Source organism: Metapseudomonas otitidis, from assembly GCF_011397855.1.
GTDB classification, from domain to species: domain Bacteria; phylum Pseudomonadota; class Gammaproteobacteria; order Pseudomonadales; family Pseudomonadaceae; genus Metapseudomonas; species Metapseudomonas otitidis.
In genome coordinates this window covers 3093650-3118932 of record NZ_AP022642.1, presented here as the reverse complement: position 1 = coordinate 3118932, position 25283 = coordinate 3093650, and the positions used below count along the sequence as shown (strand labels likewise).

Below are 25283 nucleotides of genomic sequence, written 5' to 3'. Positions count from 1 at the left end.
ACCGTCATGGCCGTAGCCATGAAGGGCTTTCATTCTTTACAGATACCTGTGTGGTGAAGATGAACAAGCCTTTCATTTCGCTGTGCCCTGAAATCACTCGGGCACACGCGTTGACGTTGATGGACTGGTTGGAGGATGAGCGCGTCACCTGCTACCTGAGCGATTCACGTGATGTGTCGCGGTCCATCGAGCAAGCCATGGATCGGACGCAAGCGCCGATCCTGACCCATCTGTTCAACCGGGACGGCCGATTCTTCCTGGCCTTCGACCGGCACGACGCCCCGGTGGGCTTTGTCCGCCTCATCAAGACCGGCTCGGAGTGCGAGATCGTCCTGGCCATCGGAAACAGTGGCGAATGGGGCCGCAACCTTGGCGCCCGCACGATCCGCGAAGGCATGAAGCTGGCCTTCCTCGACATGCGGGCCAAGAAGCTGATCGCCAAGATCCACCCGGACAACCTGCGTTCGCTGAAGGCCTTCCAGCGCAGCGGCTTCCTGCTCGAGAGCGAAACGCCGGCATTGAAGTCGTTTTCCATGACAGCAGGGCGCTACCTGCAGTTGTTGCGCGAAGGTGCCCTTGGCGATTCCACCGGGATCTACATCACCGAGTTCGACAAGGCCAGGCTCGAGAGCCTGATCGTCCTCGAAGAAGGTCCGGCCGTTGTGGAGCTTGAACATGAGATCGAGCGAGCGACCGTGGTCACGCCGGAACAAGTGGCGAGCGATGTCGTCACGATGAACTCCAGGGCCTTGCTGCAGGTGGACGACGAAGAGATCGAAGTGGTCCTGGTCTATCCCGAGGATGCCGACAGCCGCGCCGGGAAACATTCCGTGTGCTCCGATATCGGCGCCGCCATCCTGGGCTACCAGGAGGGTGACGCCATCGACTGGCGAATCTCAGACCGAACCCGCCGGATCGAAATCAGGAAGGTGCTTTACCAGCCGGAAGCAGCGGGCGATTTCCACCTGTAGTTGAGTGAGCAGGCGCCAGCCAAACGAAACAGCCTCGACCAGCGCCCAGTGGCGAAGGTCGAGGCGATATCCAAATCCAAGCAAACAAAGCGGGGCGAGTGAGCCGGCAGAGTCATCAGTGACGGCCAATCCATAATATGTGATTTAACATAATCTACATTATGGGTTAATTGCGTATTTCCTGGCTGAGTGATTCTCCAGTGCTTTCCACGCTGCGGATACGCTGGAAATCGTCCTTGGCTCGCTCTTTCAGCCTTTCGGTTTCTAGGCCGTTACCACGCGGCGATCACCGCCCGGCGCGTTCCTTCATCTGCACCAGCATGGCCACCAACAAGTCCTGATGTTCGTCTGCATCGGATGGCAACCCATCGGCGGCGTACCAGGCACTGTCCGCTTCGTAATGCGGGCCGATGAGACCGACCGTGCCTTTGCCGTAGGACGAGATCCGCGCGGCGATGCGCCGGGATTTCGTGTAGTACGCCGTCGCCTCGGCGCCAGCCGGGAGCTGGCTGCCGAAATGCGGGCCGGCCTGGTAGTAGACGTCGCGCTGCTGGTGGCCTGCGGGCAGCTGGATGGAGATGAACTGCGCCGTGTTGTCCTTCGGGATTTCCTGGTCGACCTCGGCCAGCTCGATCAGGCCAAAGGCCGGGACGCCTTCCTTCTCGTCGGCATAGCGCCCAGCCAGGTAACCGCCGGCACAGATGCCCAGGTACTGGCCACCCTGGGCGACGAAGTCGCGGATGGCCTGGACCTGGCTGGCGGACAGCTCCGACAAGGTGTCCATGATGTCGTCCGAGCCACCCGGCTGTACGTAGAGATCGGCGCCCCTGAGCACATCGGCGCCGAGTTGGCCTTCATCCACCAGGCGGACGCTGTAGCGCTCTTTCTGCAACAGTTCGGCGACGGTCTTCGCGCAGCCGTCGCAGGTGCCGGCGCCGTCGAAGATCACCGCCAGTTCGGCCTTGGCCAGCAGCGGAAACACCAGGGCCAGGGCGGCCAGTACAGTCTTTTTCATCAGCACAGTTCCTTTGTGTTGGAGTGGCATGGGCACTACATGTAACAAGCCCATATGGCGATTAATCGGTGATGACAGCATCAATGTACGCAAGCCTTGAGCGTCGACGAGAAGGGTCGCTCCCCTCCTCCCCCTGCCCGTTCACCCGTCTCAAAGGTGCGCGTCGACCTCACTGGCAATGCGCCCCAATGCCAGCCACACCGTGTGCTCCCGCTGGAACGGCAGCGCCGCTTCGACGGTGATGTCCAGGGGCGTCAGCCCGGTGAGGATGTCCTTTCGCTCATCCCGGGGCAGGATGGCCACGTGCCGGAATGGCTGCCGAAAGCCCTTCGAAAGCACCAGTGTCGGGGCATCGCCAGCGATTCGAATGGGCATTGATTCAGCTGAGGCGATGGGCTGAGCCAGGACCGAGAAGACCGGGTCGATGCTCTTCTCCAGCTCGACGAAACCCACTAGGACCAGCAGCACCTGGCGTTGGCTGGGCAAATCCAGCGAGAAGACCGAGCCCAAAGGCGCCGTGGTACGGACCTTCCTGGGCTTGGGCGGCGACACCTTCACAGGCTTTTCCGCCGGCTGAGGGGTAGCCAGCCTGGCTTCGATCGCTTTGAGGGCCTTGCGACGAGCCGGCACATCCCCGGGCGCATCGCGCTCCCACACGGACAGGTCCCCGCCCGCGTGCAGCAGCGACAGCGCCTTGTCCTTGAGCGTCTCGTCCAGCCGGCCGTACTTCCAGGCCGTGTCGGCCAGGGCGACGTACACCAGGCAGGCCACCTCAGGCTCGCCCAGCCGTGCGGCCTGGCGGCCCAGGACCTTCTGGCAGGCCTCGTCGTGGGAAAGCCCGTGCTTCAGGTGCTGGATGTAGTCATCCCGCACATCACAGGTCGTGTCATCGGAATACAACCCCGCCCCCCAGGCGCCCATGTTCGGTCACGCCTGCTCGATGGGGAACGCCAGGATCGCCAGGCGCAGCGCGAGGGGTGCAGGGCTCGACGTGCTGCCGCCCTTTTCCGTGGGGACATCGGTGGCCGGGGATTGGAAAGGGATGTCCATGTGCTGCCGCTCCGTGATGAAAGCGGGAAATCTACCGCTCTTCGGCCTCGATCACCACGCCGGAGCGGAACGCCCGGATTGCAGTCCGGGCATTCCGACAGCCTGGCCTCGCTACGCGAAATGCTGGTTGGCGATGCGTTCCAGGCCGAGGTTCTCGCGCAGGGTGCGGCCTTCGTATTCGCGGCGGAACAGCCCCACACGCTGCAACTCGGGGATCACCAGGTCGACAAAGTCCTCCAGACCGCCCGGCAGGTGGGTGAACAGCAGGTTGAAGCCATCCGCCGCGCGCTCTTCGTACCAGCAGGCCATCTCCTCGACTATCTGGCTCGGCGTGCCCACCAGCAGGCGATGGCCGCCGGCGCCGAGCGTGCGCAGCAGCTGCGCGGCGGTGGGCTTCTCGCGGCGGATCAGGTCGATCACCAGTTGCTGGCGGCTCTTGTGGCGCTCGGTGACCGGCAGCGGGTCGGGCAGTACGACCGGCGCGTCCGGTGGCAGGCGTTCCAGGTCGATGCCGATGTCCACCAGGAAGGACAGCGCCTTGAGCGCCGCCTCCGGGTCCACCAGCGCCTGCAATTCCTCGTGCTTCTCCTGCGCCTCGCTGGCGGTGCGCCCCACCACCGGGGCCAGGCCGGGGAACACTTTGAGTTCACCCTCCTCGCGCCCGGTCAACGCCAGGCGCTGGTGGATATCGGCATGGAAGGCCTTGCCCTCCTCCAGGGTCTGCTGGGCGGTGAACACCAGCTCGGCGGTGCGCGCCGCCAGGGCGCGACCGGCTTCGGAGGAGCCGGCCTGGGCGATCACCGGCCAGCCCTGCAACGGCCGGGGTGCATTCAACGGGCCGCGCACGCGGAAGTGCTCGCCTTCGTGGTCCAGCACGCGCATGCGCGCCGGTTCCAGCCAGGTGCCGGAGGCCTTGTCCAGGGGGAAGGCGTCGTCCGCCCAGCTGTCCCAGAGCCCGGTGACCACCTCGAAGAACTCCCCGGCGCGCGCGTAGCGGTCGGCATGCTGCAAGTGCTCGGCGCGGTTGAAGTTCTCCCCGCCGATCAGCGCCGTCACCAGGTTCCAGCCGGCGCGGCCGCCGGACAGGTGATCCAGCGAGGCGAACTTGCGGGCGATGTTGTAGGGCTCGTTGTAGCTGGTGTTGGCGGTGGCGATCAGGCCGATGTGCCGGGTCGTCACCGCCAGCGCCGGCAGCAGGGTCAGGGGATCCCAGCGCAGGCTGTAGGCGCTGCTGCGCAGCACGCGAGGGTCCAGCTCGCCCACCGCCACGTTGTCGTTGAGGAACAGCGCATCGAAGCGCCCACGTTCCAGGGTCTGGGCGTAGTGCCGGTAGCGCTCGAAGTTGATCGAGGCGTCGGCGTCCGCCCGGGGGTGGCGCCAACTGCCGGCATGGGCGCCGGAGCCGGAGAGGAAGGCCCCCAGGCGCAGGCGACCGTCACGCCTTGCCATGGCTGGGCTCCTGCTCGGCAGCCGCATCGGCGGGCGCGACCACCCGGGCCCGCAGCAGCAAGGCGACGCTGGCCCAGACCAACAGCACGCTGGCGGCGAGGAACAGCATCACCGCCTGGTAGCCCTGGAGGAAGGCGCCGTGCACCCAGCCCTGCAGCACCTCCGGGGCCTGTGCGAGGTGCGCGCCCAGCAGTGCCACGCCCTGCTCCGGCGCGGCGGCCGCACGGGCCAGCCAGTCGGTATCGGCCGCCACGCCCGTGGAGCCGGCCAGCGCGTGGGCGGCGAATGCGCGGTAGAGGCCCACGCCGACCGCCAGACCGAGGCCGCCGCCGACGTTGTGCAGGGTCATCAGCGAGCCCATGGCCACCGAGCCCACCTGCTGCGGCACCGAGGAGATGCCCAGCACCGTGGACGGCCCGAGGATGCAGGCCCAGCCCAGCCCCATCACCGCGAAGGCGCCCAGCAGGTACGGCAGCGAGGTGCCCTCGGCGAAGCCGGCCTGCAGCAAGGCCGACAGGGTGAAGAACAGCAGCCCGGCCTGGATCAGCAGCGCCGGGCCCTTGCGGTCCACCAGCCGCCCCACCACCGGCGACAGCAGCGCCACGCCCAGGGTGGTGGGCAGCAGCAGCAGGCCGCTGGCCTGCACGCTCTCGCCACGGATCAGCGACAGGTACAGCGGCATCACGAAGAAGGCCACGCAGTAGAACAGCGCCAGGCCGAAGCTGGCGGTCACCGCGGCGACGAAGCGGCGGTTGGCGAACAGGCGCAGGTCGACGATGGGTGCGTGCACCCGCAGCTCCACCGCGACGAACGCGATGAAGGCCAGCGCGGCCAGGCCGACCAGCCCCAGGGTGGTGGCAGAGGCCCAGCCCCAGGCGCCGCCCTGGACGATCACCAGCACCAGGCTCGGCAGGCCCACCAGCAGCAACAAGGCGCCGGCCCAGTCGAGCCGCGTGCCGTCCTGCTCGGCACGGGATTCGTCCGCCGCCAGGGCGATGATCGCCAGGCTGAGCAGCACGAAGGGCACGTTGACCAGGAAGATCCACTGCCAGCCGAAGGCGCTGGTGATCACCCCGCCCAGCACCGGTCCCACGGCGAGGCCGACGCCGTTGACGCCGAACAGCACGCCGAAGGCCTTGCCCTGCTCCTCGCTGGCGAAGGTGGCCGAGACGATGGCGCCGGAGGCCGTGTACAGCACCGCACAGGCCAGCCCCTGGGCCACCCGCGCGGCCACCAGCGCATCGATGCTGGTGGCCAGCCCGGCACCGAGGGAGGCCAAGCCGAATACGGCGAGGCCGATGTTCAGCACCCGCCGGCGGCCATGCAGGTCGGCCAGCCGGCCCACCAGCACCATGGTGCTGGAGAGCGCGAGGATGAAGCCGTTGATCACCCATTGCAGGCTTTCCACCGAAGCACCGAGGTCGGCCTGCAGGGCCGGCAGCGCGGTGTTGACGATGGTGAAATCCACGCAGCCGAGAAAACTGGCGATGCTCACACCGAGCAAGGCCCACCATTTGCGTTGCTGTTGCGCAAAAACGCTCATGGGAACTCCTTCCGTCATGACAGGGGGTGGAGGCCGTCGTCCGTGTGGCGTGGGGCCCTCTGGTTGGGGCGAATTCATTCGCCCAGGCAGCCCTTGGGGCTGCTTTTTTCGCGGATGAATCCGCTCCTACGGTTGGTTCATCAACCCTCCGGCTGTGTGCCGGGTGGGTTGGCGATGCGGCGCATCGCTGGGCGAATGAATTCGCCCCTACAGGTTTTTGTGGGAGCGAATTCATTCGCGATGGGCGGCGCGAGCCGCCCCTAGATGACCTGGCCCTCAGATCGCAATCGCACTCCCCGCCCAGGCCGGGTGCACGGCGCCCGGGAGGGTGAAGGGAATCGGGATGCCACGCTTCTTGAACTTCAGCGGCAGCCAGTGCACCCGGTCCGGCGCGTGGGGTTCGATCAGCAGGCGCCGGGCGGTGGCCATGGCGTCAGTCATCTGCTGCGGGTAGATCACGTAGTCGTAGCCCTCCTCCGCCCACAGCGGGAGGATGATCGGCACCTCCTCCAGGATGTACTCGCGGCATTGCGCAGCCGCGCGCTCGACGTCAGCCTCCGGGTCGCGCAATCGCAGGCGCTCGATGAACACGCCGATGGTGGCCTCGATGGCGCCGCGCAGGTCCTCGCTCTCGCGATAGAGCTGGTCCACCTGTTGGCGCAGCTCCGCGTAGCGGTCGGAGGCCAGCTCCTGGTTCCAGCGGCTGACCGTTACCGGTGCTTCCAGCCCCGACAGGTAGCGGCGGTTGCGCGCCAGCCAGGCGTCGCCGTCGCGGATCGAGGCGGAGAGCGCCTCCCCCGGCGACTTGCCGTGCTTGTTGTGGCGCTGCAGGGTGTCGGCCACCACCACCTTCACCCGGCTGAAGCCGGACTTGTTGATCAGGTGCACGGTGGAGCTGAGCTTCTGCCCCTCGTGGTACTCCTGCCCCACGCTCACCGCCAGCACGCAGCGCTTGCCGGTGAAGTCCAGCTCCTCGCCGCCCTTGTTGAAATAGGCTTTCAGGTTGATCGCTTCCACGTCACTCATGCTGCTTAGCTCCAATAGGCCAGGGGCTGGTCGTCGCCGAAATAACCGATGAATACGCCGAGGGTGATCCGCGTGGCGGTGGCCGAGGGGCGCACCGCGTGGATCAGCCGCGGGTTGAGCAGGATCAGGTCGCCCGGCTCGGGCTTGACCACCACCTCCGGCGGCGGCAGCAGGTGCCGTTCGATGCCGTAGGCACGCGAGCCGCGCAGGCGCTCGTATTCCGCCTCGTCGGGCTGCTGGCCCCATAACTCCAGTTCGCCGCCGTCCTCCGGGATGGCCAGGTAGACGTTGGCGGACAGCTGCGTCAGCAGCTTGGGCTCGTGGTCCTGGGGCGCGTTGCGCTCGAGGTTGTCGGTATGGGGGGTGAGGTCGGTGCCATTGCCGAGGAAGCGGGTGATGCCGACGAAGCACTTCTGCCCGTTCACATCCAGCAGGCGCGCGCCCTTGGGCCAGACCTCGTCGAGCAGCAGGCGCAGCTCGTCGATGGGCGACGCCAGGGGCCGGAACACGTCGCGCACGCGGCGGATGGTGGGCACGGCCTGGGCGTGGTACTCGGCGCGGCTGGCCTCGTCGCCGATCTCGATATAGGCCTTGCCCAGGCGCACGAACTCGTTCTGCTCGCTGAAGGCGCTGCGCAGTTCGTGGCGGCTGAGCCGCTCGCGGGCCAGTTCGACGGTGTCGGCCGGGGCAAAGCCCTTGATGAGGATGCCGTAGTGCCGGGCCTGGATCAGGCCGGCCAGGTGGTCGGCGGTCAGTTCGTCGACCGTGGTGGTGATCAGCATGGTGTTGCCTCGCATATATCCCTGAAATGGAACGTCCGTTGTGGGTTCGGGGAAGGGTCGGTCCTGGAGGGGCGTGGGCTTCGGGACGGGTCATGGATGCGCCTCCCCGTGGCTGTTGAAGCGCCGGTCCACCTGCTCGGCTGCCTCGAATCCCGGTCCGATCACACCCTCGTCCCGGTACAGCCGGGCGGTGTCGGCGAGGTCCTGCACCAAGGCCTCGTCCACGTCCACCCGCCTGGGTTGCGAGTAGCGGTTGGAGCGCAGGTGCACCTCCAGCGGCAGGCCGCTCTGGCGCGCCTGGATCGCCGAAAAGGCCTCGACATGGGCATTGGCCCAGTCCCAGGCGCGGCCGACGCGCTGGAGGAAGTCCCGCAGCTGCTCCGGCTTGTCGCGGATCGCCGCCGGGTTGGCCACCAGCAGCATGTTGCCGGCGAACAGCCCTTCCCCGCTGACCAGCACCCGCGTGCCGCCTTCCAGCTGCACCATGCTGGTGTACGGGTCCCAGGTGGCCCAGGCATCCGCCCCACCGTTGGCCAGCAGGCTGCGGGACTCCCCCGGCTGCAGGAACACGAACGTCGCATCGCGCCCGCTGCGGCCCACCGAGCGCAGCGCCGCCAGCGCCAGGTAATGGCCGATGGAGCCGCGCGTGGTGGTGATGCGCGTGCCCACCAGGGACGCGGCATCGGTGAGCGGCGAGCCCTCGGGTACGACGATGGCCACCGCCGTGGGCGTGACCTTCAGGCGTACCACGCCCACCGTCTTCAACCCGGCACCGGCCGAGGCGGCGAAGACGAAGGGCGCGACGCCCAGGGTGCCGACGTCCACCGCGCCGGCGCTCAGGGCCTCGGCCGTGGGCGCCGCCGCGCCGAAGGCGGCGAACTCGATGGGGTAAGGCACCGACTCCAGCTCGCCGGCGGCCTGCAGCAGCACCTGCAGCGAGTTCTTCTGGCTCGACACATGCAGCGCCTCGGCGCCCAGCGCGGGGGCAGCCCCCAGTGCCAGGCACAGGAGGCACGCCAGCAAACGTCCCTTGCCCATCATCAGAACGCCAGGCTCACGCGGCCGTAGTAGTAGCCGCCACCCAGGCCGTACGGGGAGAACATCCCGTACTCGTAGGTGCCGGCCCAGGGCACGATGCCGATCTTGTCCGGGTAGACGTCGAACAGGTTGTTCGCCCCCAGGGCCACGGTGAGGTTCTGGGTGACGTCATAGGCGACGTCGATGTCGGTGATCCACTTGGCGCTGTAGGTGCGGTCGTTGGCCGGGATGTTCGAGCCCTCGGTGTACTCGCCGTAGCGGGTCAGCGTCAGGTTCAGGGTCCAGTCGTCCACCTTGTAGTTGGTGTTGAGGATCCACTTGTCCTTGGGCGTGGCCTTGGTCAGGTCGGTCTGCTGCTGGCGGTCGAACAGCACGTAGCCGGAACCCAGGCTGGACAGCTCGGGCGGCGTGTCGGCGAGGTCGCGGATGGTGGTCTTGTTGTGGTTGTAGGCCAGGCTCCAGCGCACCGTGCCGTACTCGTCCAGCGGCTGGCGGTACTCGGCCACCAGGTCGACGCCCTTGGTGCGGGTGTCGGCGGCGTTGGCGAAGTACTGGCCGGAAAGGTTCGGCGACAGGCCGTTGGCCACCAGGATCGCCGACACCGCCGGGCCGGTGAGCACGCCGGTCTGCAGGATGCGGTCGTCGATGTCGATCAGGTAGAAGTCGGCGGTGAGGCGCAGGCGGTCGGTGGGTTCGGCGGTGAAGCCCAGGCTGTAGTTGCGCGAGGTTTCCGGCTCCAGGGCCTTGGCACCGAGAGCGATGGCTTCCCGCGAGCCGGGGCGCATCTGCTTGGTGCGCGCGGTGGTGGTGGCGCCGCCGGCACCGAATATGGTGACCGAGCTGGTGGAGGAGAACACGTTCTGCGCCAGGGATGGCGCGCGGAAGCCGTTGCTCACCGCCGCCCGCACCGCGTAGCCCGGGGCGAACTCGTAGCGGGTGGTGAACTTGCCGCTGAGGGTCTCGCCGATGTCCTGGTTGTAGCGCTCGTAGCGCAGGGCGAAGGCGTTGTACCACTGCGGGGTGACGTTGAGGCCGAAGTCCACATAGGCGGCGCCGCTGTGGCGGATCATGTCGCCAGCGTCCTCGGGGGTGGTGCCGTTGACCGAGAACAGGCCCGGGTCGGGTCGGCGCCCGCCCAGGCTGCCGCTGGGAATCACGTAGTTGCCGTAGTTGTAGGAGTTGGGCTCGCCCTCGGTGAGTTCGTACTTCTCCCAGCGGTATTCGATGCCGGCGGAGGTTTCCAGGGGGCTGTCCAGGCCGATGTCCAGCGCACGGGTCAGGTCCAGGTTGGTGGTCCACTGGTCGAAGATCTCGTCGGTCAGGTGGAAACGCCGCTGACTGAAATCCGGCCCGTTGGAGAGGTTGAGGTTGTTGTCGGTGTAGAGCTTGGCCTTGTCGCGGCCGTAGCTGGTGGAGAGGTCCCAGTCCCAGTCGGCGGCCAGGCCCTTGAGCCCGGCGAGGAACTGGTAGTCCGTCTCGTTCACCTCGCGGGTGGCCTGGCCGCCCTTGGGGTACGGCTGGTTGGCCAGCCAGTTGGTGGCGGTGATGTCGGTGGGCGCGCGGTGGCCGAGCACCTTCTTGCCGTCGCGGTAGCTGAGGGTGGAGAAGGAGTAGAGCTTGAGGTCCTCGCCCAGCGGCAGCTCCAGGTTGTAGGCGCTGCTGTAGGTGCGGTCGCGGCCCAGTCCGTACTCCTCGCCCCAGCCGTGGCGCTGGGTGATGCGCGGGTCCGGCTGGCCGTTCTCCAGGGTGCCGAAGTTGCCGCGCACGGCGCTGGCGCGGTCGTAGGGCTCCTGCACCTTGGCGTCGAAGGAAAGGTTGAAGAAGCCGCCCTCCCCCAGGCCGAAGCCGAAGTTGGCGGCCTCGTGGCCGGTGGTGCCGTCGCCGCTGTAGTACTGGCCGAGGGAGCTGTCCGAGGTGATCCCCTCGGCGTCCTTCTTGAGGATGATGTTGATCACCCCGGCGATGGCGTCGGAGCCGTACTGGGCGGCGGCGCCGTCGCGCAGCACCTCGATGCGCTCGATGGCGGCGGTGGGGATCAGGTCCAGGTCCACCGGCACGGCGGCGGTGCCGACCCGGGCGTTGTTGTTGATCATCGCGGTATTGTGGCGACGCTTGCCGTTCACCAGGATCAGCACCTGGTCACCGCCCAGGCCGCGCATGCTGATGCCACGCACCAGGAAGGCGGTGCCGCCGCCGTTGATGGTGGGTGCGTTAAAGGACGGCAGCAGGCGCGTGAGCATGTCCTTGAGGCCGTTCTGGCCGCTGGTCTTCAACTGCTCGCCGGAGATCACGTCCACCGGCGCGGGGCTGTCGGTCACGGTGCGCTGCTGGCTGCCGCGCACGCCGGTCACCACCACGGTGGACAGGGTCGGGTCGCTGGCGGCCAGCGCCTCGCCGCCCAGGGCGAGGAGCAGCGCGGCGCTGAGGGGGGAAAGCGAGAAGGTCTTGCTGAAGGCGTTACGCATCACGGGACTTCCTGTAGGCGACCGCAACCCGGCCGCATCTGGCTCGATCTGTGGGGGATTGGGTCAGCGGGCCTTGGCGGCCACCGCCTCGACTTCGATCAGCGCGCCGGGCAACACCAGCCCGGCCACCTGCACCGTGGTGCGGGTCGGCTTCAGCGGCTGCTTCTCGCTGCCGAAGAACTGCCGGAAGCCGCGCTGCAGGCCCTCGAAGTCCATGCGCCCGTCCAGCTTCGGGTCGCCCACCAGGTACACCCGCAGTTGCACCACATCGCCCAGGCCGAGGCCGCGCGGGGCCAGGGCGGCCTCCACCTTGCGCAGCACGGCGATGGTCTGCGCCTCGGTATCGCCGGCGGCGCGCAGGTCATCCTTGGCGGCCTTGGGGTCGGCCGGGTCCGGCAGGATGCCGGAGACGAAGGTCAGCGCCGTGCCCGGCGGCAGGGTCGCCGACTGCAGGATCGGCGAGTTGGGATAGGTCGAGGGCACCCGCTCGATCTCCGCGGCCTGGCCGACGGTGGCGAAAAGGACCCCCAACCCCAGAAGGGCATGTTTGAAAGGCATCGCGAAAGCTCCAAGGTCTGTGTTGGCGCCAGCCTCGGAGGTCCGCTACCTGGCAGGTGGATCTGGTTATGGATGCGGCGCGGCGTGGTTCAGGCCGTTTGCCGGTGTTGCGACGTGCCTTGCGCACGCTCGAAGATGTTCCGCACCACGCGCCGGGCAGCGCCGGCGGCGGCTTCCTGCCAGATGCCCACGCCGCTGTGGGCGAGGCCGTCGCTGGTCAGGTGCACGCGGCCCTGGGCCTGGTTGAGCAAGCCGTAGTCCGGCTCCGCCACCTCGTGGCTGATCCAGGGGCCGAGGCTGTGGGGAATGCGGTTCCAGGCGATGGCCAGCGGCTTGCGCAGGTCCTGCCCGTGGCCGGGGTGCAGCAGCTCCACGGCCTGGCGCGATAGGGCGATCTGCTCGTCGATGCCCTTGTCGCCGAATTTGCGCGCTACCTCGCCGTTGTTGTACGCGGCGATGAGGATGCCCTCGGCCTGGTTGAAGCCGCCGCTGGGGTACCAGAGCCCGGAGGCCTCCTGGTTGATGAAGGAAAGCCCGCCGTAGATCTGGTAGTCGGTCTCCCAGAAGCGCCGCGACTGCCAGGCCACCTTGTTGGCGTAGCCGAACTGCACCGCCGAGATCGCCTGGCGCACCGGGGCGGTGAAGTTGCTGTCGATCCTGGCCAGCAGCGGCAGCGGCAGCGCGATCACCGCGTAGTCGCTGGTCACCTGCAGCTCGCTGCCGCTGCGGCGGTCGCGGTAGCCGATCTCCACGCGGTCCTCGTGGTTGCGGATCGAGCGCACCTCCGCCCCCAGGCGCAGGGACGGCTGCAGGTGGCGCTGGAAGGCCGCCGGGATGCGGTCCATGCCGCCCACCGGCTGGAACATGGTGGGCGAGAACTCCGGGTATTCGTCGATCATCAGCGCCGTGCCCAGGGCCGGGTTGAGCAGCGTGCGCAGCGGCAGCGGCTCGTTCTTCTGCGCCAGCTGGTCACCGGCGCCGGGCCACACCTTGTAGCCGGAGCGCGCCGAGCCGAGGTAGTCGAGCTTCTCCGAGAGGTCGCCCCAGGTCTTGAGGAAGCCCAGCAGGTTCTGCCGGTCGGCCGCGTTCAGCTCCTGGTCCAGGGCCTGGCGGTTGACCGCCTTGGCCAGCAGCTCGGCGATGTGGCCACGGCTGTCATTCACCGCCTGGCGGATCTGCATCGGCGGCGCGGACAGGTCCGGGCGCACCAGGGCGTTGCGGCTGGTGTTGACCAGCACCTCCAGCTCTACGCCCAGCTCGCGGCAGTAGCCGAGCATCAGCTGGTGGTGGCTGGGCAGGCGCGCAGGGCCCGCGTTGAAGTAGAAGCCTTCGTCGAAGTCGGCGACCTGGGTGGTGCCGTCGGTGTACTCGACGCGATCGCCACGGCGCAGCGTCCAGTTGCGCCCGCCGACCCGCTCGCGGGCCTCCAGCAGGGTCACGGCGAAGCCGGCCTTGCGCAGCTCGTAGGCCGCCACCAGCCCGCCGATGCCGGCACCGACCACGGTGACGCTGGCGCCCTGCCCCAGGCCGCTGGCCGGTTGCAGCGCCGCGTAGTTCTCCTGGCTGGCACCCGTGGCCGGGCTCATCACCCCGAGCACACCCATGGCCGCCATGGCGGCGCGGTAGCCCCCAACGGCACCGATGCGGGCGATGAGCTGTCGTCTGGTCAAAGGCATTGCAGGCACTCTCCTTGATTCCCTTCCACCAGGCACGGCTCGCCCGATGGCGCCCTTCCCTGGCTGCATCCGGATATCGCATCCGGTTATAGATTCACATCCAAGAGCTTCGAAATCGCTCTATGTGGAGCCATCCTATGGGGCAGAATTTGATAAGAGAAATACATTTTGAGCATATGCAAATATTAAAATGTTTCATTTTTATCAATCCGCATATTGCGCGAAACGCATAATCATCTTGAAACATCATGCCCACGTAGCCAAAGGCACGGGCGGCGCGGTGTTGGCGGGAGAGCGGAGCTGACGAGACGGGATGGCAACCGTAGGAGGCGAAGGGCGCCGGTTCAGTCCGGGGGTAGCGGAAACCCCGTTCCCGGGCTGAAGCCCGGGCTACGGTTTGCCTGGACCTGCGTTTACCGCATGGGATGGCGATGAGCGATTTCGTGTGGAGATCGGCGCCAGGGTGCATCTGGGTAGCCCGGACTTCAGTCCGGGGATGCCACAGGCTTCGCTCCCGGGCTGAAGCCCGGGCTACTTCGAGGCGGCGTTTGCTTCCGCTGCCGCCAGCACCCGCAGCAGGTTGCCGCCCCAGATCGCGGCGAGGTCCTGTTCGCTGTAGCCGGCGGCGAGCAGGCGTTCGCTGATGCGTGGCAGGTCGCTGACGTCGCGCAGACCTTCCACGCCGCCGCCGCCGTCCCAGTCGGCGCCGATGCCGACGTGTTGCGGGCCGACCACGTCGAGGATGTGCAGCAGGTGCGCCATGAAGTCGTCCAGGCGCGTGGGCGGCAACGGGTAGCGGGCATCAGCCTCGCGGATGCGCCGGGCGAGGTCGGCCACCTGTTCCGGGGAGAGGCTGGCGGCCAGGCGGAACTCGCGGTACAGCGGCGCCAGGACCTTGTCCCGCTCGGGGTTTGGCGGCCGGGGGACCAGGTCGCTGGGGAAGCTGTTGACCTGCACCACCCCGCCCTTTTCCGCGAGCCTGCGCAGGCGTGCATCGTCGAGGTTGCGCGGGTGCGGGCCGATGGCGCGGGCGCCGGAGTGGGAGGCGATCACCGGCGCGCGGGACAGCGCCAGCACCTGGTCGAACACCGCGTCGGAGGCATGGGACACATCGATGAGAATCCCCAGCCGGTTGGCCTCCTCCACCAGTTCGCGCCCGGCCGGGCTGAGGCCGTGCCATTCCGGCAGCGCGGTGGCCGAGTCGGCGAATGAGTTGTTCTGCGCGTGCACCAGGCCGAGCATGCGCAGCCCCAGGCGCTGGTAGGTGGCCAGGCGGCCCGGGTCGGCGGCCAGGGGCTCGGCGTTTTCCATGCTGATCAGCACCACGCGGCGCCCCGAGGCGACGATGCCGGGCACCTCATCCGCCCGCGTGGCCAGGGCGAATTCATCGGGCCGCGCGGCGACCATGTCGCGGATGCGGGTGATGACTGCCAGGCCGTGTTCGCTGGCCAGGGTGCTCCCCTCTGCCGTGCGTGGCCCCTGGGGCGTGAACACGGCGAAGAAGCCGCCATCCAGCCCGCCCTCGCGCATGCGCGGCAGGTCGACCTGGGACAGGTCGTCGGCGTAGCGGTGGCGCTGGCTGATGTCCCAGCCGGGCCGCGCCAGTTGCATGGGGGTGTCGAGGTGGCTGTCGAGCACCAGCAGCCGCTCGTGGAGGACGCGGATAGCGGGCGGGACGTCGGCGGCCTGGGCGCTGCCGGTGAGCAGTGCCAGGGCGATCAGGGTTGGCTTGAGGTGCATGGAACCGATCCTTGGATGCCTGGGATACGTGACGGGCTCAGCCCCAGCGGAAGCTCCGATCCCAAAGCGGCGCCACGTCCAGCCGCTGTGGCAGCACACCAGCCTCGAAGAAGGTGTCGGCCACGGCCTGCTGGGAACGCACGGCGGCGTCGTCCACCGCCTGCAGCACGCGCGGCCCGCTCTGGGCCTTGTACTGGGAGAGGAAGACCTCGCGGGGGATGCCGAGGATCTTCTCGCTCTTGGCCGCCCAGGCCTCCGGGTTGTGCTGCACCCATTGCCAGCTGCGGTACTCGCGCTGGACGTAGTCCTCGATGGCGGCGCGCTTGCCCGGGTCGTCGATGGCGCGCTGGTTGGCGGCGATCACGTAGTTGCCGGAGAGATACCCCTGCCCCGTGCGCAGCACCCGCGCGCCGCTGCGCAGCTCGGCCAGCTGGATGAAGTAGCCGAAGGTCACCCAGACATCCAGGTTGCCGTTCTGGAAGGCGGCGAAACCGTCCTGGGGCGTCAGCGCGAAGGGCTGGATATCGCCCAGGGTCAGGCCCTGCTCCTTCAGCGCGCGCAGCAGCATGTAGTGCGAGGAGGTGGAGCGGATGTAGCCCACGCGCTTGCCCGGCAGCTCCGCCAGGGATTGCATGGTCGAGCCCTTGGGCACCACGAAGGCCTGGTTGTTGACGTCGCCGGTGAGCACGGCGATGAGCTTCACCGGCGCCTGGTTCCTGATGCCGAAGATCGGTGGGATCTCGCTCATGGGCGCCAGGTCCAGGGTGCCGCTGATCAGCGCCTCGAAACCGAGGTTGCCGCCGTTGAACTCGGCGTATTTCACCGCGTAGGGCGGGCGCTCGATGCCCGCCTCGTCGAAGAAGGTGGGCGCCGCGCCCTTGTAGGTGGCGACGTTCAGGCCGATGCCGTTCCAGTCCCGGGCGAAGGCCGTGGGCAGCGCGCAGGCGAGCCCGGCCAGGGCGGAATACTGGAGGAAGTGACGGCGGTTCATGGGGGCTCCTTGCAATCAGTCGAGGAAGTCGGGCTCGTCGCGCAACAGGCGGTCCCAGTAGGGCTGGAAGCTGAACCAGCCGCCGAATTCGGTGCCCACCTGGCGCGCGGTGTGTTCGGCCACGGCCGGGGGTATGGGCCGGGGCGTGCCGGCGGCCTCGGCCAGCAGCTGGGCGTGGGCGGCGTTGTCCAGGGCGATGAAGCGCCAGACGGCGGCCTCCACGGTGCGGCCGACGGTGAGCAGGCCGTGGTTCTGCAGGATCAGCGCGACGTTGCTCGGCCCCAGGGTGGCGGCGATGCGCGCGCCCTCGCTGGCTTCCAGCACCACGCCGGTGAAGTTGTCGAACAGCGCGTGCTTGCCGTGGAAGGCGCAGGCGTCCTGGGTCAGCGGGTCGAGCAGGCGCCCGAGGCTGGACCAGGCCTTGCCGTACAGCGAATGGGCATGGGCGGCGGCGACCACGTCCGGCCGGGCCTCGTGCAGCGCGGCATGGATGGCGAAGGCGGCGAGGTTGAGCGCGCCCTGCCCTTCGACGATCTCGCCGTGGGGATTGACCAGCAGCAGGTCGGAGACGCGGATGTGGCCGAAGTAAACGCCCACCGGGTTGACCCAGAAGTGGTCGGGAAACTCCGGGTCGCGCACGGTGATGTGCCCGGCGCCGCCCATGTCGAAGCCGTGCCGGGCGAACAGGCGGAAGGAGCCGGCCAGGCGCTGCTTGCGCAGCAGGCGCTCGGCCTCGACCGTGGGCTGCTGCGGCGGCTCCTGCCAGCGGAATACGGTGTGGCCGTCGCGGGGCAGCGAGTAGGCGGTGGGTTGCGGGGTGCCGGTGAGGCCGGTCAGCCTGGCGGTCATGCGGTTTCTCCTTGAAGGGCCGGCGGGCTCAGTAGCCACGCGCGGCCTGCACCAGGTTCTCCAGCGGTTGCCCGCTGTGGAAGCGTTCGAGGTTGCGCGCCAGCAGCGCGACGAGGTTGCGGTACACCTGCGGCGTGTTGGCCGAGGTGTGGGGGCTCAGCCGTACACGGGGATGGCTGTAGAACGGGTGCCCGGCCGGCAGCGGCTCGGGGTCGGTGACATCGAGGCTGGCGAGCGCTAGGCGCCCGTCGTCAAGGGCCTGCAGCAGCGCGGCCTGGTCCACCAGGGCGCCGCGCGCGACGTTGATCAGGTGCAGGCCGGGGCGCGCCGAAGCCAGGGTCTGGCGGTTGACCACCTGGTGCGTCTCGGCGGTGGCGGGCGCGGCCAGCACCAGGTGATCGGCACGGGCGAAGAGTTCATGGATGTCGGCGGCGCGCTGTACGCCGTCCAGGCCGAAGGGTTGGGGTGAGCGGCGCAGGGCGAGCACCTGCATGTCCAGCGCCAGGGCCTTGCGCGCCAGGTCCCGGGCGATGCTGCCGAAGCCGTAGAGGCCGAGGGTGCTGCCGGCCAAGGACGCCAGCGGGCGTTGCTGCCAGGCGTCGGCGCTGTCGATCCACAGCTCGGGCAGCTGCTTGGCGGCGGCGAAGATGGCCGCCAGGGCGAACTCGGCGATGCTGCTGGCGGTGGCGCCCCGGGCGCTGGCCACCGGCAGGCCGTCGAACAGCCAGGGCGGGAAGAAATCCAGCCCCGAGCTCACCAGTTGCACGAAGCCCAGGCCGAACGGCCAGCCGGCGGGCGGCTCGGCGGCGTTGCGCCAATCGGCGTGGGGCGCGGCGAGCAGCACCTGTATGTCCGTCGGCAGCGTGCTGGGTACTCCACGAGGCAGGTCCAGCACCTCCACGCCCGGCAGGCGCGCGCGCAGCAGGTCGTTGAAGGTGCCGTCCAGCTGGCTGGCGATGCGCGCCCGGCTCATGCCTGCCCGCCCCGGCTGGGCAAGGCGAACGCGGCGCGGCCGGCGGCGCCGAGCACGGCGTCGTTCTGCGGGGTGTGGATGCGGCTGCAAAGCACGTCGCGATAGTGCCGCTCCAGCGGGTTGCCCCGGGCCAGCGCGGGGTTGCCGATGGCTTCCACGCCCAGCTCCACGGCGGCGATGGCCTGGGTGGTGACCAGGTACTTCACCTGGGTCGCCTCGCTGGCGGGAATGCGGCCTTCGGCGGCGGCATCCAGCAGCACGCGGTTGGACAGCAGCAGTGCGTCGATGCGCCCCACCAGCTCCTGGAAGCGCGGCAGGCTGGAGAGCGGCGCGCCGAGGTTGGCCGGCGTGCGCTCGGCCAGCCAGCCCACCAGCCAGTCACGGGCGGCGCGGGCCACGCCGTCGTAGATGCTGGAGAGCAGCACGGCGAGCCAGAGCACGCCGCTGGAGTCCAGCTCCGAGGGGCGCGGCTGGCTGGCGGGGAGAATGTCCACGGCGTATTCGTCGGGCACCAGGACATCGTCGAAGACCACGTCGTGGCTGCAGGTGGCGCGCATGCCCAGGTGGTCCCAGGTTTCCTCGATGCGGATGCCCGGCGTGTCGCGGTGCACCAGCCAGGTGCCGACGCGGGGCTCGGCTTCGTCGCTGCGCGCCCAAACAGAAAGCCAGGTGAGCCCGGGGATGCCGGTGGAGTAGATCTTCCGCCCGCTGATGCGCCAGCCCTCGGGCACGCGCCGGGCGATGGTGCCCGGCAGGCCGCCACGGGCGGGGGTGCCCAGGTCCGGCTCCACGCGCAGGGCGTTGATCAGCGCGCCCTCTTCCACCGCCTCGCGGGCCAGGCGCAGGCGCAGGTGCTCGGGCCAGGCCTGGTTGGCCTGCAGGCGCGCGTGCTGCAGGTACTGCATCACCAGCACCAGGGCGGTGGACGGCTCGCCCCGCGCCACGGCGGCGATCACCCGGCGTGCCTGGGCCAGGCTGGCCTCGCTGCCGCCGAGGCGACGCGGCACGGTGAGGGCGATGAGGCCGTGCTCGTGCAGGCGACGCAGGTTGGCGTGGGGGAATTCGCCGTGGCGGTCGTAATGGGCGGCGCTGGCGGCGAATTCGTCGCTGAGCTGGGCCAGCAGGTCGGCGAAGGCCGGGGAATCGAGGTCGGGCACGCGGGCCGTCTCCTTGGCGGTTTTCAGGTCGAGGCTCATCGTTGGGCGGTCCGTGCGAGGGTGTGGACGAAGGGGCTGGCCGGCGCTTCGACGCCGAGCAGGGTGAGCAGGTGCTGGCGCAGCTCCTGGAAGCCGCGGCTGGCCACCTCCCGTGGACGCGGCAGGCGCACGGGGATCTGCTCGGCGATGCGCCCGGCCTCCAGCACGACGACGCGATCGGCCAGCAGCACCGCCTCGTCGACGTCGTGGGTGACCAGCAGCACCGAGGGCTGGTGGGTGCGCCACAGCTCGATGATCAGCTGGTGCATGCGGATGCGGGTCAGGGCATCCAGCGCGGCGAAGGGCTCGTCCAGCAGCAGCAACTCCGGCTCGCGCACCAGGGCGCGGGCCAGTGCCACGCGCTGCGCCTCGCCGCCGGACAGGGTGCCGGGCCAGGCGTCGAGGCGGTGGCCCAGCCCCACCTCCTGCAAGGCGGCCAGGGCGCGGGTCTGCGGGTTGGCGCCGCGCAGGCCGAGGGCGACGTTGCGCCAGGCGCGCTTCCAGGGCATCAGCCGGGGTTCCTGGAACACCGCCGCGTGGGCCTCGGGCACCTCCAGCGTGCCGCCGTCCACCGCGTCCAGCCCGGCCAAGGCGCGCAGCAGCGTGGTCTTGCCCGAGCCGCTGCGCCCCAGCAGGGCGACGAATTCGCCGGCACCCAGCTCCAGGTCGAGGCCGTCGAGCACGGCCTGGCCGGCGAAGCGACGGGTCAGCCCGCGCACGCGCACCGGTGGGCGCAGGCGTTGCAGCGCAACATCCATGGTCAGTTCCTTATGAAGGTGGGGCGCCAGGCCAGGGCCAGGCGTTCGAGCAGGCGCACCAGGGCGTCGATGGACAGGCCCAGCACGCTGTAGACGATGAGGCAGATGACGATCACGTCGGTGCGCATGAAATCGCGGGCGTCGTTGACCAGGTAACCGAGGCCGGCGCTGGCGTTGATCTGCTCCACCACCACCAGGCCGAGCCAGCTGATGCCGAAGGCGTAGCGCAGGCCGACGAAAAAGGACGGCAAGGCACCGGGCAGGATGACGTGGACAACCAACTCCAGGCGGCTGAGGCCGAACAGGCGCCCGGCTTCCACCAGCTTGGGGTCGACGCCGCGGATGCCGGAGAACAGCGTGAGGTAGACCGGGAAGGTGGTGCCGAGGGCGATCAGGGCGATCTTCGGCGTCTCACCCACGCCGAACCAGAGGATGAACAGCGGCACGATGGCCAGGAACGGCAGCGTGCGCAGCATCTGCACCGGGGAGTCGATGATCAGCTCGCCCCGGCGTGACAGGCCGGCCAGCAGGGCCAGTACCGTGCCGAGGGAGACGCCTATGGCCAGCCCGCTGAGGGCGCGCTTGAGGGAGACCCAGAGGTGCCCGGCCAGCTCGCCGCTGGCGATCATCTGCCAGAGGGTGTCGCCGATGGCGCTGGGCGCGGCGATGATGCGCGCCGGCAGCAGGCCCGTGCGGGAGGCCAGCTCCCACAGCAGGAGCAGCACCAGCGGGCTCACCAGGCGCAGGCCGAGGTTGCTCCAGCCCTTCCAGCGCAGGGGCGCCAGCAGGGCCGTCAGTGCGCTGCCCGGGGGCACCAGGGCGTTGCTTCGCCGGGACATTCCTTCTCCTCGATCGGGGCCTTTCCAATGGTCGGGGGCCGCAGGCGGGAGGTTGGATCGAGCCCGCTGCAGCCTGGCTTGACCCACATGCTATCCATCTAAAAAACCGCAGTGAAATTCGATCTGGTTCTAATCTAATATACAAATCGCGCATCTAACCGATGCGGTTACATGCAAGATGCTTTGGTTATGAGCCTGCCGCAGCCCCCTCCTCCGCCTGGTGCGCCACGCGCTGGGCCACGGTCTCGCCGAACAGCGCCACCGGCGCCTGCAGGTTGCCGAGAAAGCGCGGGTGGATCAGCCACAGGTCGATCACCGGCTTGAAGTCGCTCACCGGCACCACCTCCAGGCGTTCGCGGTGACGGCTGTTCTCCAGCAGCGGGCGCGGCACCAGGCCGAAGCCCAGGCCATTGGCGATCAGCCCCAGCTGCAGCTCGGTGCCGAAGGTCTCCAGGTTGATGCGCAGCGACAGCCCCTCGTCGCTCAGGGCCCGTTGCAGGCCGGCGCGGAAGCCGCAGCCATCGGGGTTCAGCACCCAGCCGCGCTGGTAGCAATCGGCGAGCTTGCAGGAGCGCTTGCGCACCTCGCCCTTGGCCGCGACCACCACCAGATCCATGCGCGCCAGGGAGCGCCCGACGATGCCTTCGGGGAACACCTTGCCCGCCGGGAACAGCGCCGCCACGGCGTCCAGCTCGCCGTTCTCCATCTTGCCCAGCAGGTGGCTGCCCCAGCCGGTGGAGACCTGGGTCTGCAGGTCCGGGTAGAGGGTCTTGAGCTGGCTGAGGGCATCCAGCAGCACCACGTCGCCCACCGTCTGCGGCACGCCCAGGCGCAGCACGCCGCTGGGGGAGGAATCGCTCAGCACCAGTTCGCGCAGGGCGTCCATCTCGCGCAGTACCGCGCGGCATTGCTCGTACACGCGCATGCCCATGGGCGTGGGCTTCAGCGGCTTGGTGTTGCGGTCCAGCAGGCTGACCCCGAGGGCCTCCTCGAAGTTCTGCACGCGCCGGGTGATGGCAGGCTGGGTGAGCTGCAGGGACTCCGCCGCCTGGCTGATCGACTGGCTGCGGATGACGGCCACGAATGCATCGATATCATCTATCTTCATTCTTTATTCGCATAATAAATGGCTGGAAGAATACGCAAGAAGAATAATATCTTTTGCCCCGGCACGGTAGCGGTTACCGCTGCGCACTCACGGACATCGAGGGAACCATGTCTCAAACGCCCAACCTCGGACGGCTACGCGGCTTCATCGTCGACCTCGCCGACCTCCTCGCCCAGGCACCGGACGAGCCACGGATACTCGACCAGGGCGCCGCGCTGCTGCGCGACCTGGTGAGCACCGACGACTGGCTGCCGGACGCCTATGCCCAGCCCAGCCCGGAGCGCTACCAGCAGTACCTGCTGCACGCCGACTCGCGCCAGGCCTTCTCCATCGTCAGCTTCGTGTGGGGCCCCGGCCAATCGACCCCGGTGCACGACCACCGCACCTGGGGGCTGATCGGCATGCTGCGCGGCGCCGAACTCAGCCAGGGCTTCGCCCGCAACGCCGACGGCAGCCTGCGGCCCGAAGGCGCGGCGGAATCCCTGCAGCCGGGCGACGTGGTCGCCGTGTCGCCCCGGGTGGGCGACATCCACCAGGTGCGCAACGCCTTCGAGAACCGAACCTCCATCAGCATCCACGTGTACGGCGCCAACATCGGTGCGGTGCGTCGCGCCGTCTATGCCGAGGGCGGCGTCGAGAAGCCCTTCATCTCCGGTTATTCCAACCTCCACCTGCCCAATATCTGGGACCTGTCGAAAGAGAGCCTGGCGCCATGAGCCGCATCCCCCTTCGCCGTTTTGCCGACATCCGCTCCGCCCTCCTCGCCCACGAGGAAGTCGCCCTCATCGACCTGCGCGAGGAGGCCCCCTTCGCCGAGGCGCACCCGCTGTTCGCCGCCAACATCCCGCTCTCCAAGCTGGAGCTGGAAGTGCTCGACCGCGTGCCCCGCCGCGACACCGCCGTGACCCTCTACGACGACGGCGAAGGCCTGGCCGAACGCGCCGCCGAGCGTCTGCTGCAACTGGGTTACAGCGACGTGGCCCTGCTGGAGGGTGGCCTGGCCGGCTGGCGCGAGGCCGGTGGCGAGCTGTTCCGCGACGTCAACGTGCCCAGCAAGGCTTTTGGCGAACTGGTGGAAAGCCAGCGCCACACGCCCTCCCTCGCCGCCGAAGAGGTGAAGGCGCTGCTGGACGCCAAGGCCGACGTGGTGGTGCTCGACGCCCGCCGCTTCGACGAGTACCAGACCATGAACATCCCCGGCTCCATCAGCGTGCCCGGCGCCGAACTGGTGCTGCGCGTGCGCGAACTGGCGCCGGACCCGAGCACCCGGGTGATCGTCAACTGCGCCGGGCGCACCCGCAGCATCATCGGCACCCAATCCCTGGTGAACGCCGGCATCCCCAACCCGGTGGCCGCCCTGCGCAACGGCACCATCGGCTGGACCCTGGCCGGGCAGACACTGGAGCACGGCCAGCAACGGCGCTTCACCGACGTCAGCATTGAAACCCGCGAACAAGCCGCGCAGGCAGCCCGCGCCGTGGCCGACAAGGCCGGCGTACGCCGCGCCAGCCTTGCGCAGCTAAGCGACTGGCGCACCGAGGCCGGCCGCACCACCTACCTGTTCGACGTGCGCACCGAAGAGGAATACCGCGCCAGCCACCTGCCCGGCGCCCGCTGGGTCGCCGGCGGCCAGCTGGTGCAGGAGACCGACCACTACGCCAGCGTGCGCGGCGCGCGCATCGTCCTCGCGGACGACGACGGCACCCGCGCCAACATGACCGGCTCCTGGCTGGCGCAACTGGGTTGGGAGGTGCATGTGCTCGATGGGCTCACGGCAGCGGACTTCAGCGAAAGCGGCGCCTGGCGCCCCGCCCTGCCCGCCCTGCCCCAGGTCGAAGCCATCGCCCCGCAGACCCTGGCCACCTGGCTGGAGCATGGCGACACGGTGGTGCTGGACTTCACCGCCAGCGCCAACCACGTCAAACGCCACATCCCCGGCGCCCGCTGGGTACTGCGCGCCCAACTGCGCGAAGCCCTCGCCACGGCTCCGAAGGCCGAGCGCTACGTACTCACCTGCGGCAGCGGTCTGCTGGCCCGCTTCGCCGTGGACGAAGTGGCCGCCCTCACCGGAAAACCCGCCTTCCTGCTCGACGGCGGCAACACCGCCTGGGCCGACGCCGGCCTGCCGGTGGAAGCCGGCGAAAGCGGCCTGCTGTCACCGCGCATCGACCGCTACCGCCGCCCGTACGAAGGCACCGACAACCCGCGTGAGGCCATGCAGGCGTATCTGGATTGGGAGTTTGGGTTGGTGGAGCAGTTGGGGCGGGATGGGACGAGTGGGTTCTTTGTGGTTTGAGGGAGGATGCTGAGTGCCTGCCCTCTGACAAAGGCGGGCACTCAAGTCAGTCAAATCGAATGGACTCCAGCGATCTAGCTAAGTGATCCGCTTAGGCTGAGCGCTTCAGGTAGTGCGCTCTGCTTGTCTGAAGGCGACCTCGTGAATGCCAAGCCTCTCTCCACTGGGAAGCTGAATATCCAGCACATATTGCTCCCAGCGGATAACTACACCGCCAAGAGACATGAATTCAACAAGACACGTATAAGGATTTTTTCTGTCACTGTGCAGTTTCGCCCAGGCATTCTCAGAGAGTCGCGCCCGTTGCAAAGGGGTTTCCATTTCCTTTAGTGGGTCATCTCCCACCCAGAACCCGAACAATCCAATACGTGCTCTTCTCCAAACGACATTTGCTTCAGCAAACCGCGCCGCGGCCTCTCGGAGTAGCCGGGATGCGTCATCGATTGTCATATGAACCCCAACTCTGTTTTCCATCACCGCTGTATCTGCCTTAACAGCTCTTCTGCTTCCTCGATACCTGCTGGGGTAATGCGATCAGAGGCTAGTGCGTTCAGCAGGTGCTCCATGGCTGCCGAGAGAGACTTCCTCACGCCCTTGCCTGCAATCAGTAACTTGGCTAGCTCAACCTCTGCATCGCCATCCTGCAGGTGAACGGCGCGCCGAAACCACTCGGCACTCAAGCTGAAGCGACCTTGCTCCCGATACAGGACAGCGATGTTCGAAGCGGCAGAGCTGCTGCCAAGCCGGTAGGCCTTCTTGTACCAGCGCATGGCTTGCTTCTTATCTTGAGGCGTTCCAATACCTTCATCATAGAAATAGCCAAGATCCAGCATGCTGCCTTCAGAACCCTGGGCTGCACAGATTGAGAAAAGCTCGAATGCAAGGGCCAGGGTTCCAGCTTCCCAAGCTTCGTGAGCATTGACTTCATCTCCCGCCATAAAGCCCTCGACTACCCTTAGC

23 protein-coding genes and 1 pseudogene are annotated in these 25283 nt (G+C 68.2%); 3 read left to right on the top strand and 21 right to left on the bottom strand.

What is annotated here, in order from left to right:
* Positions 1-6: 6 nt before the first annotated feature.
* Positions 7-971: pseudogene (locus PotMrB4_RS14305) on the top strand (GNAT family N-acetyltransferase).
* A 286-nt stretch (positions 972-1257) separates the two neighbouring features.
* Here PotMrB4_RS14305 and PotMrB4_RS14300 read toward each other — a convergent pair.
* The 19 genes from PotMrB4_RS14300 to PotMrB4_RS14215 all read right to left on the bottom strand — a co-directional run bounded on the left by PotMrB4_RS14300 (position 1258) and on the right by PotMrB4_RS14215 (position 22027).
* Positions 1258-1986 (bottom strand): BPL-N domain-containing protein, encoded by a 729-nt coding sequence (locus PotMrB4_RS14300; protein WP_172433682.1) that lies wholly within the window; start codon positions 1984-1986, stop codon positions 1258-1260.
* Between the two features lie 150 nt (positions 1987-2136).
* On the bottom strand, positions 2137-2907 hold the full coding sequence (locus PotMrB4_RS14295; protein WP_172433681.1) for a hypothetical protein: 771 nt from the start codon (positions 2905-2907) through the stop codon (positions 2137-2139).
* 6 nt (positions 2908-2913) lie between these two features.
* Positions 2914-3036 (bottom strand): hypothetical protein, encoded by a 123-nt coding sequence (locus PotMrB4_RS28390; RefSeq protein WP_269473682.1) that lies wholly within the window; start codon positions 3034-3036, stop codon positions 2914-2916.
* Positions 3037-3147: 111 nt separating this feature from the next.
* Positions 3148-4485: an LLM class flavin-dependent oxidoreductase gene (locus tag PotMrB4_RS14290; RefSeq protein ID WP_172433680.1), complete on the bottom strand. Its 1338-nt coding sequence runs from the start codon at positions 4483-4485 to the stop codon at positions 3148-3150.
* Positions 4472-6028 carry a DHA2 family efflux MFS transporter permease subunit gene (locus PotMrB4_RS14285; protein WP_232060705.1) on the bottom strand — a complete coding sequence of 519 codons (1557 nt, stop codon included), beginning with the start codon at positions 6026-6028 and terminating at the stop codon, positions 4472-4474. Before PotMrB4_RS14285 ends, PotMrB4_RS14290 begins: the two co-directional genes overlap by 14 nt.
* Positions 6029-6304: 276 nt before the next feature.
* Positions 6305-7054 carry a tRNA-dependent cyclodipeptide synthase gene (locus tag PotMrB4_RS14280; protein WP_160480885.1) on the bottom strand — a complete coding sequence of 250 codons (750 nt, stop codon included), beginning with the start codon at positions 7052-7054 and terminating at the stop codon, positions 6305-6307.
* Positions 7055-7059: 5 nt separating this feature from the next.
* A complete protein-coding gene (locus tag PotMrB4_RS14275; protein WP_172433679.1) occupies positions 7060-7836 on the bottom strand; it encodes a 2OG-Fe(II)-dependent halogenase WelO5 family protein in 777 nt (258 codons plus the stop codon).
* 90 nt (positions 7837-7926) lie between these two features.
* Positions 7927-8874: an aliphatic sulfonate ABC transporter substrate-binding protein gene (locus tag PotMrB4_RS14270; protein WP_232060704.1), complete on the bottom strand. Its 948-nt coding sequence runs from the start codon at positions 8872-8874 to the stop codon at positions 7927-7929.
* Positions 8875-8876: 2 nt separating this feature from the next.
* Positions 8877-11339, bottom strand: a complete 2463-nt coding sequence (locus PotMrB4_RS14265) for a TonB-dependent receptor plug domain-containing protein (protein WP_172433677.1) — start codon at positions 11337-11339, stop codon at positions 8877-8879.
* A gap of 63 nt (positions 11340-11402) precedes the next feature.
* Positions 11403-11897: a RidA family protein gene (locus PotMrB4_RS14260; protein ID WP_074971350.1), complete on the bottom strand. Its 495-nt coding sequence runs from the start codon at positions 11895-11897 to the stop codon at positions 11403-11405.
* An 89-nt stretch (positions 11898-11986) separates the two neighbouring features.
* Positions 11987-13573: a flavin monoamine oxidase family protein gene (locus tag PotMrB4_RS14255; RefSeq protein WP_172433676.1), complete on the bottom strand. Its 1587-nt coding sequence runs from the start codon at positions 13571-13573 to the stop codon at positions 11987-11989.
* Between the two features lie 531 nt (positions 13574-14104).
* Positions 14105-15313 carry a dipeptidase gene (locus tag PotMrB4_RS14250; protein WP_172433675.1) on the bottom strand — a complete coding sequence of 403 codons (1209 nt, stop codon included), beginning with the start codon at positions 15311-15313 and terminating at the stop codon, positions 14105-14107.
* Positions 15314-15350: 37 nt separating this feature from the next.
* A complete protein-coding gene (locus tag PotMrB4_RS14245; protein WP_172433674.1) occupies positions 15351-16304 on the bottom strand; it encodes an ABC transporter substrate-binding protein in 954 nt (317 codons plus the stop codon).
* Between the two features lie 15 nt (positions 16305-16319).
* Positions 16320-17153 carry a class II aldolase/adducin family protein gene (locus tag PotMrB4_RS14240; RefSeq protein ID WP_074971354.1) on the bottom strand — a complete coding sequence of 278 codons (834 nt, stop codon included), beginning with the start codon at positions 17151-17153 and terminating at the stop codon, positions 16320-16322.
* Between the two features lie 28 nt (positions 17154-17181).
* Entirely contained in the window at positions 17182-18126 is a 945-nt protein-coding gene (locus PotMrB4_RS14235) for a D-isomer specific 2-hydroxyacid dehydrogenase family protein (protein ID WP_172433673.1), read from the bottom strand.
* Positions 18123-19322: an acyl-CoA dehydrogenase family protein gene (locus tag PotMrB4_RS14230; protein WP_172433672.1), complete on the bottom strand. Its 1200-nt coding sequence runs from the start codon at positions 19320-19322 to the stop codon at positions 18123-18125. The genes PotMrB4_RS14235 and PotMrB4_RS14230 overlap by 4 nt, the downstream gene beginning before the upstream one ends.
* Positions 19319-20080: an ABC transporter ATP-binding protein gene (locus PotMrB4_RS14225; protein ID WP_044402864.1), complete on the bottom strand. Its 762-nt coding sequence runs from the start codon at positions 20078-20080 to the stop codon at positions 19319-19321. The genes PotMrB4_RS14230 and PotMrB4_RS14225 overlap by 4 nt, the downstream gene beginning before the upstream one ends.
* 2 nt (positions 20081-20082) lie before the next feature.
* Entirely contained in the window at positions 20083-20919 is an 837-nt protein-coding gene (locus tag PotMrB4_RS14220; RefSeq protein WP_172433671.1) for an ABC transporter permease, read from the bottom strand.
* A 187-nt stretch (positions 20920-21106) separates the two neighbouring features.
* A complete protein-coding gene (locus tag PotMrB4_RS14215; RefSeq protein ID WP_172433670.1) occupies positions 21107-22027 on the bottom strand; it encodes a LysR family transcriptional regulator in 921 nt (306 codons plus the stop codon).
* A 107-nt stretch (positions 22028-22134) separates the two neighbouring features.
* Between PotMrB4_RS14215 and PotMrB4_RS14210 the strand changes: the two genes are divergently transcribed.
* Positions 22135-22743 (top strand): cysteine dioxygenase family protein, encoded by a 609-nt coding sequence (locus PotMrB4_RS14210; RefSeq protein WP_021221876.1) that lies wholly within the window; start codon positions 22135-22137, stop codon positions 22741-22743.
* Entirely contained in the window at positions 22740-24323 is a 1584-nt protein-coding gene (locus PotMrB4_RS14205; RefSeq protein ID WP_172433669.1) for a rhodanese-related sulfurtransferase, read from the top strand. Before PotMrB4_RS14210 ends, PotMrB4_RS14205 begins: the two co-directional genes overlap by 4 nt.
* Before the next feature lie 105 nt (positions 24324-24428).
* On the opposite strand, the gene PotMrB4_RS14200 is transcribed toward PotMrB4_RS14205, so the two are convergent.
* Positions 24429-24773 carry a hypothetical protein gene (locus PotMrB4_RS14200; RefSeq protein WP_172433668.1) on the bottom strand — a complete coding sequence of 115 codons (345 nt, stop codon included), beginning with the start codon at positions 24771-24773 and terminating at the stop codon, positions 24429-24431.
* Positions 24774-24796: 23 nt separating this feature from the next.
* On the bottom strand, positions 24797-25261 hold the full coding sequence (locus PotMrB4_RS14195) for a tetratricopeptide repeat protein (RefSeq protein WP_172433667.1): 465 nt from the start codon (positions 25259-25261) through the stop codon (positions 24797-24799).
* Between the last annotated feature and the right edge of the window lie 22 nt (positions 25262-25283).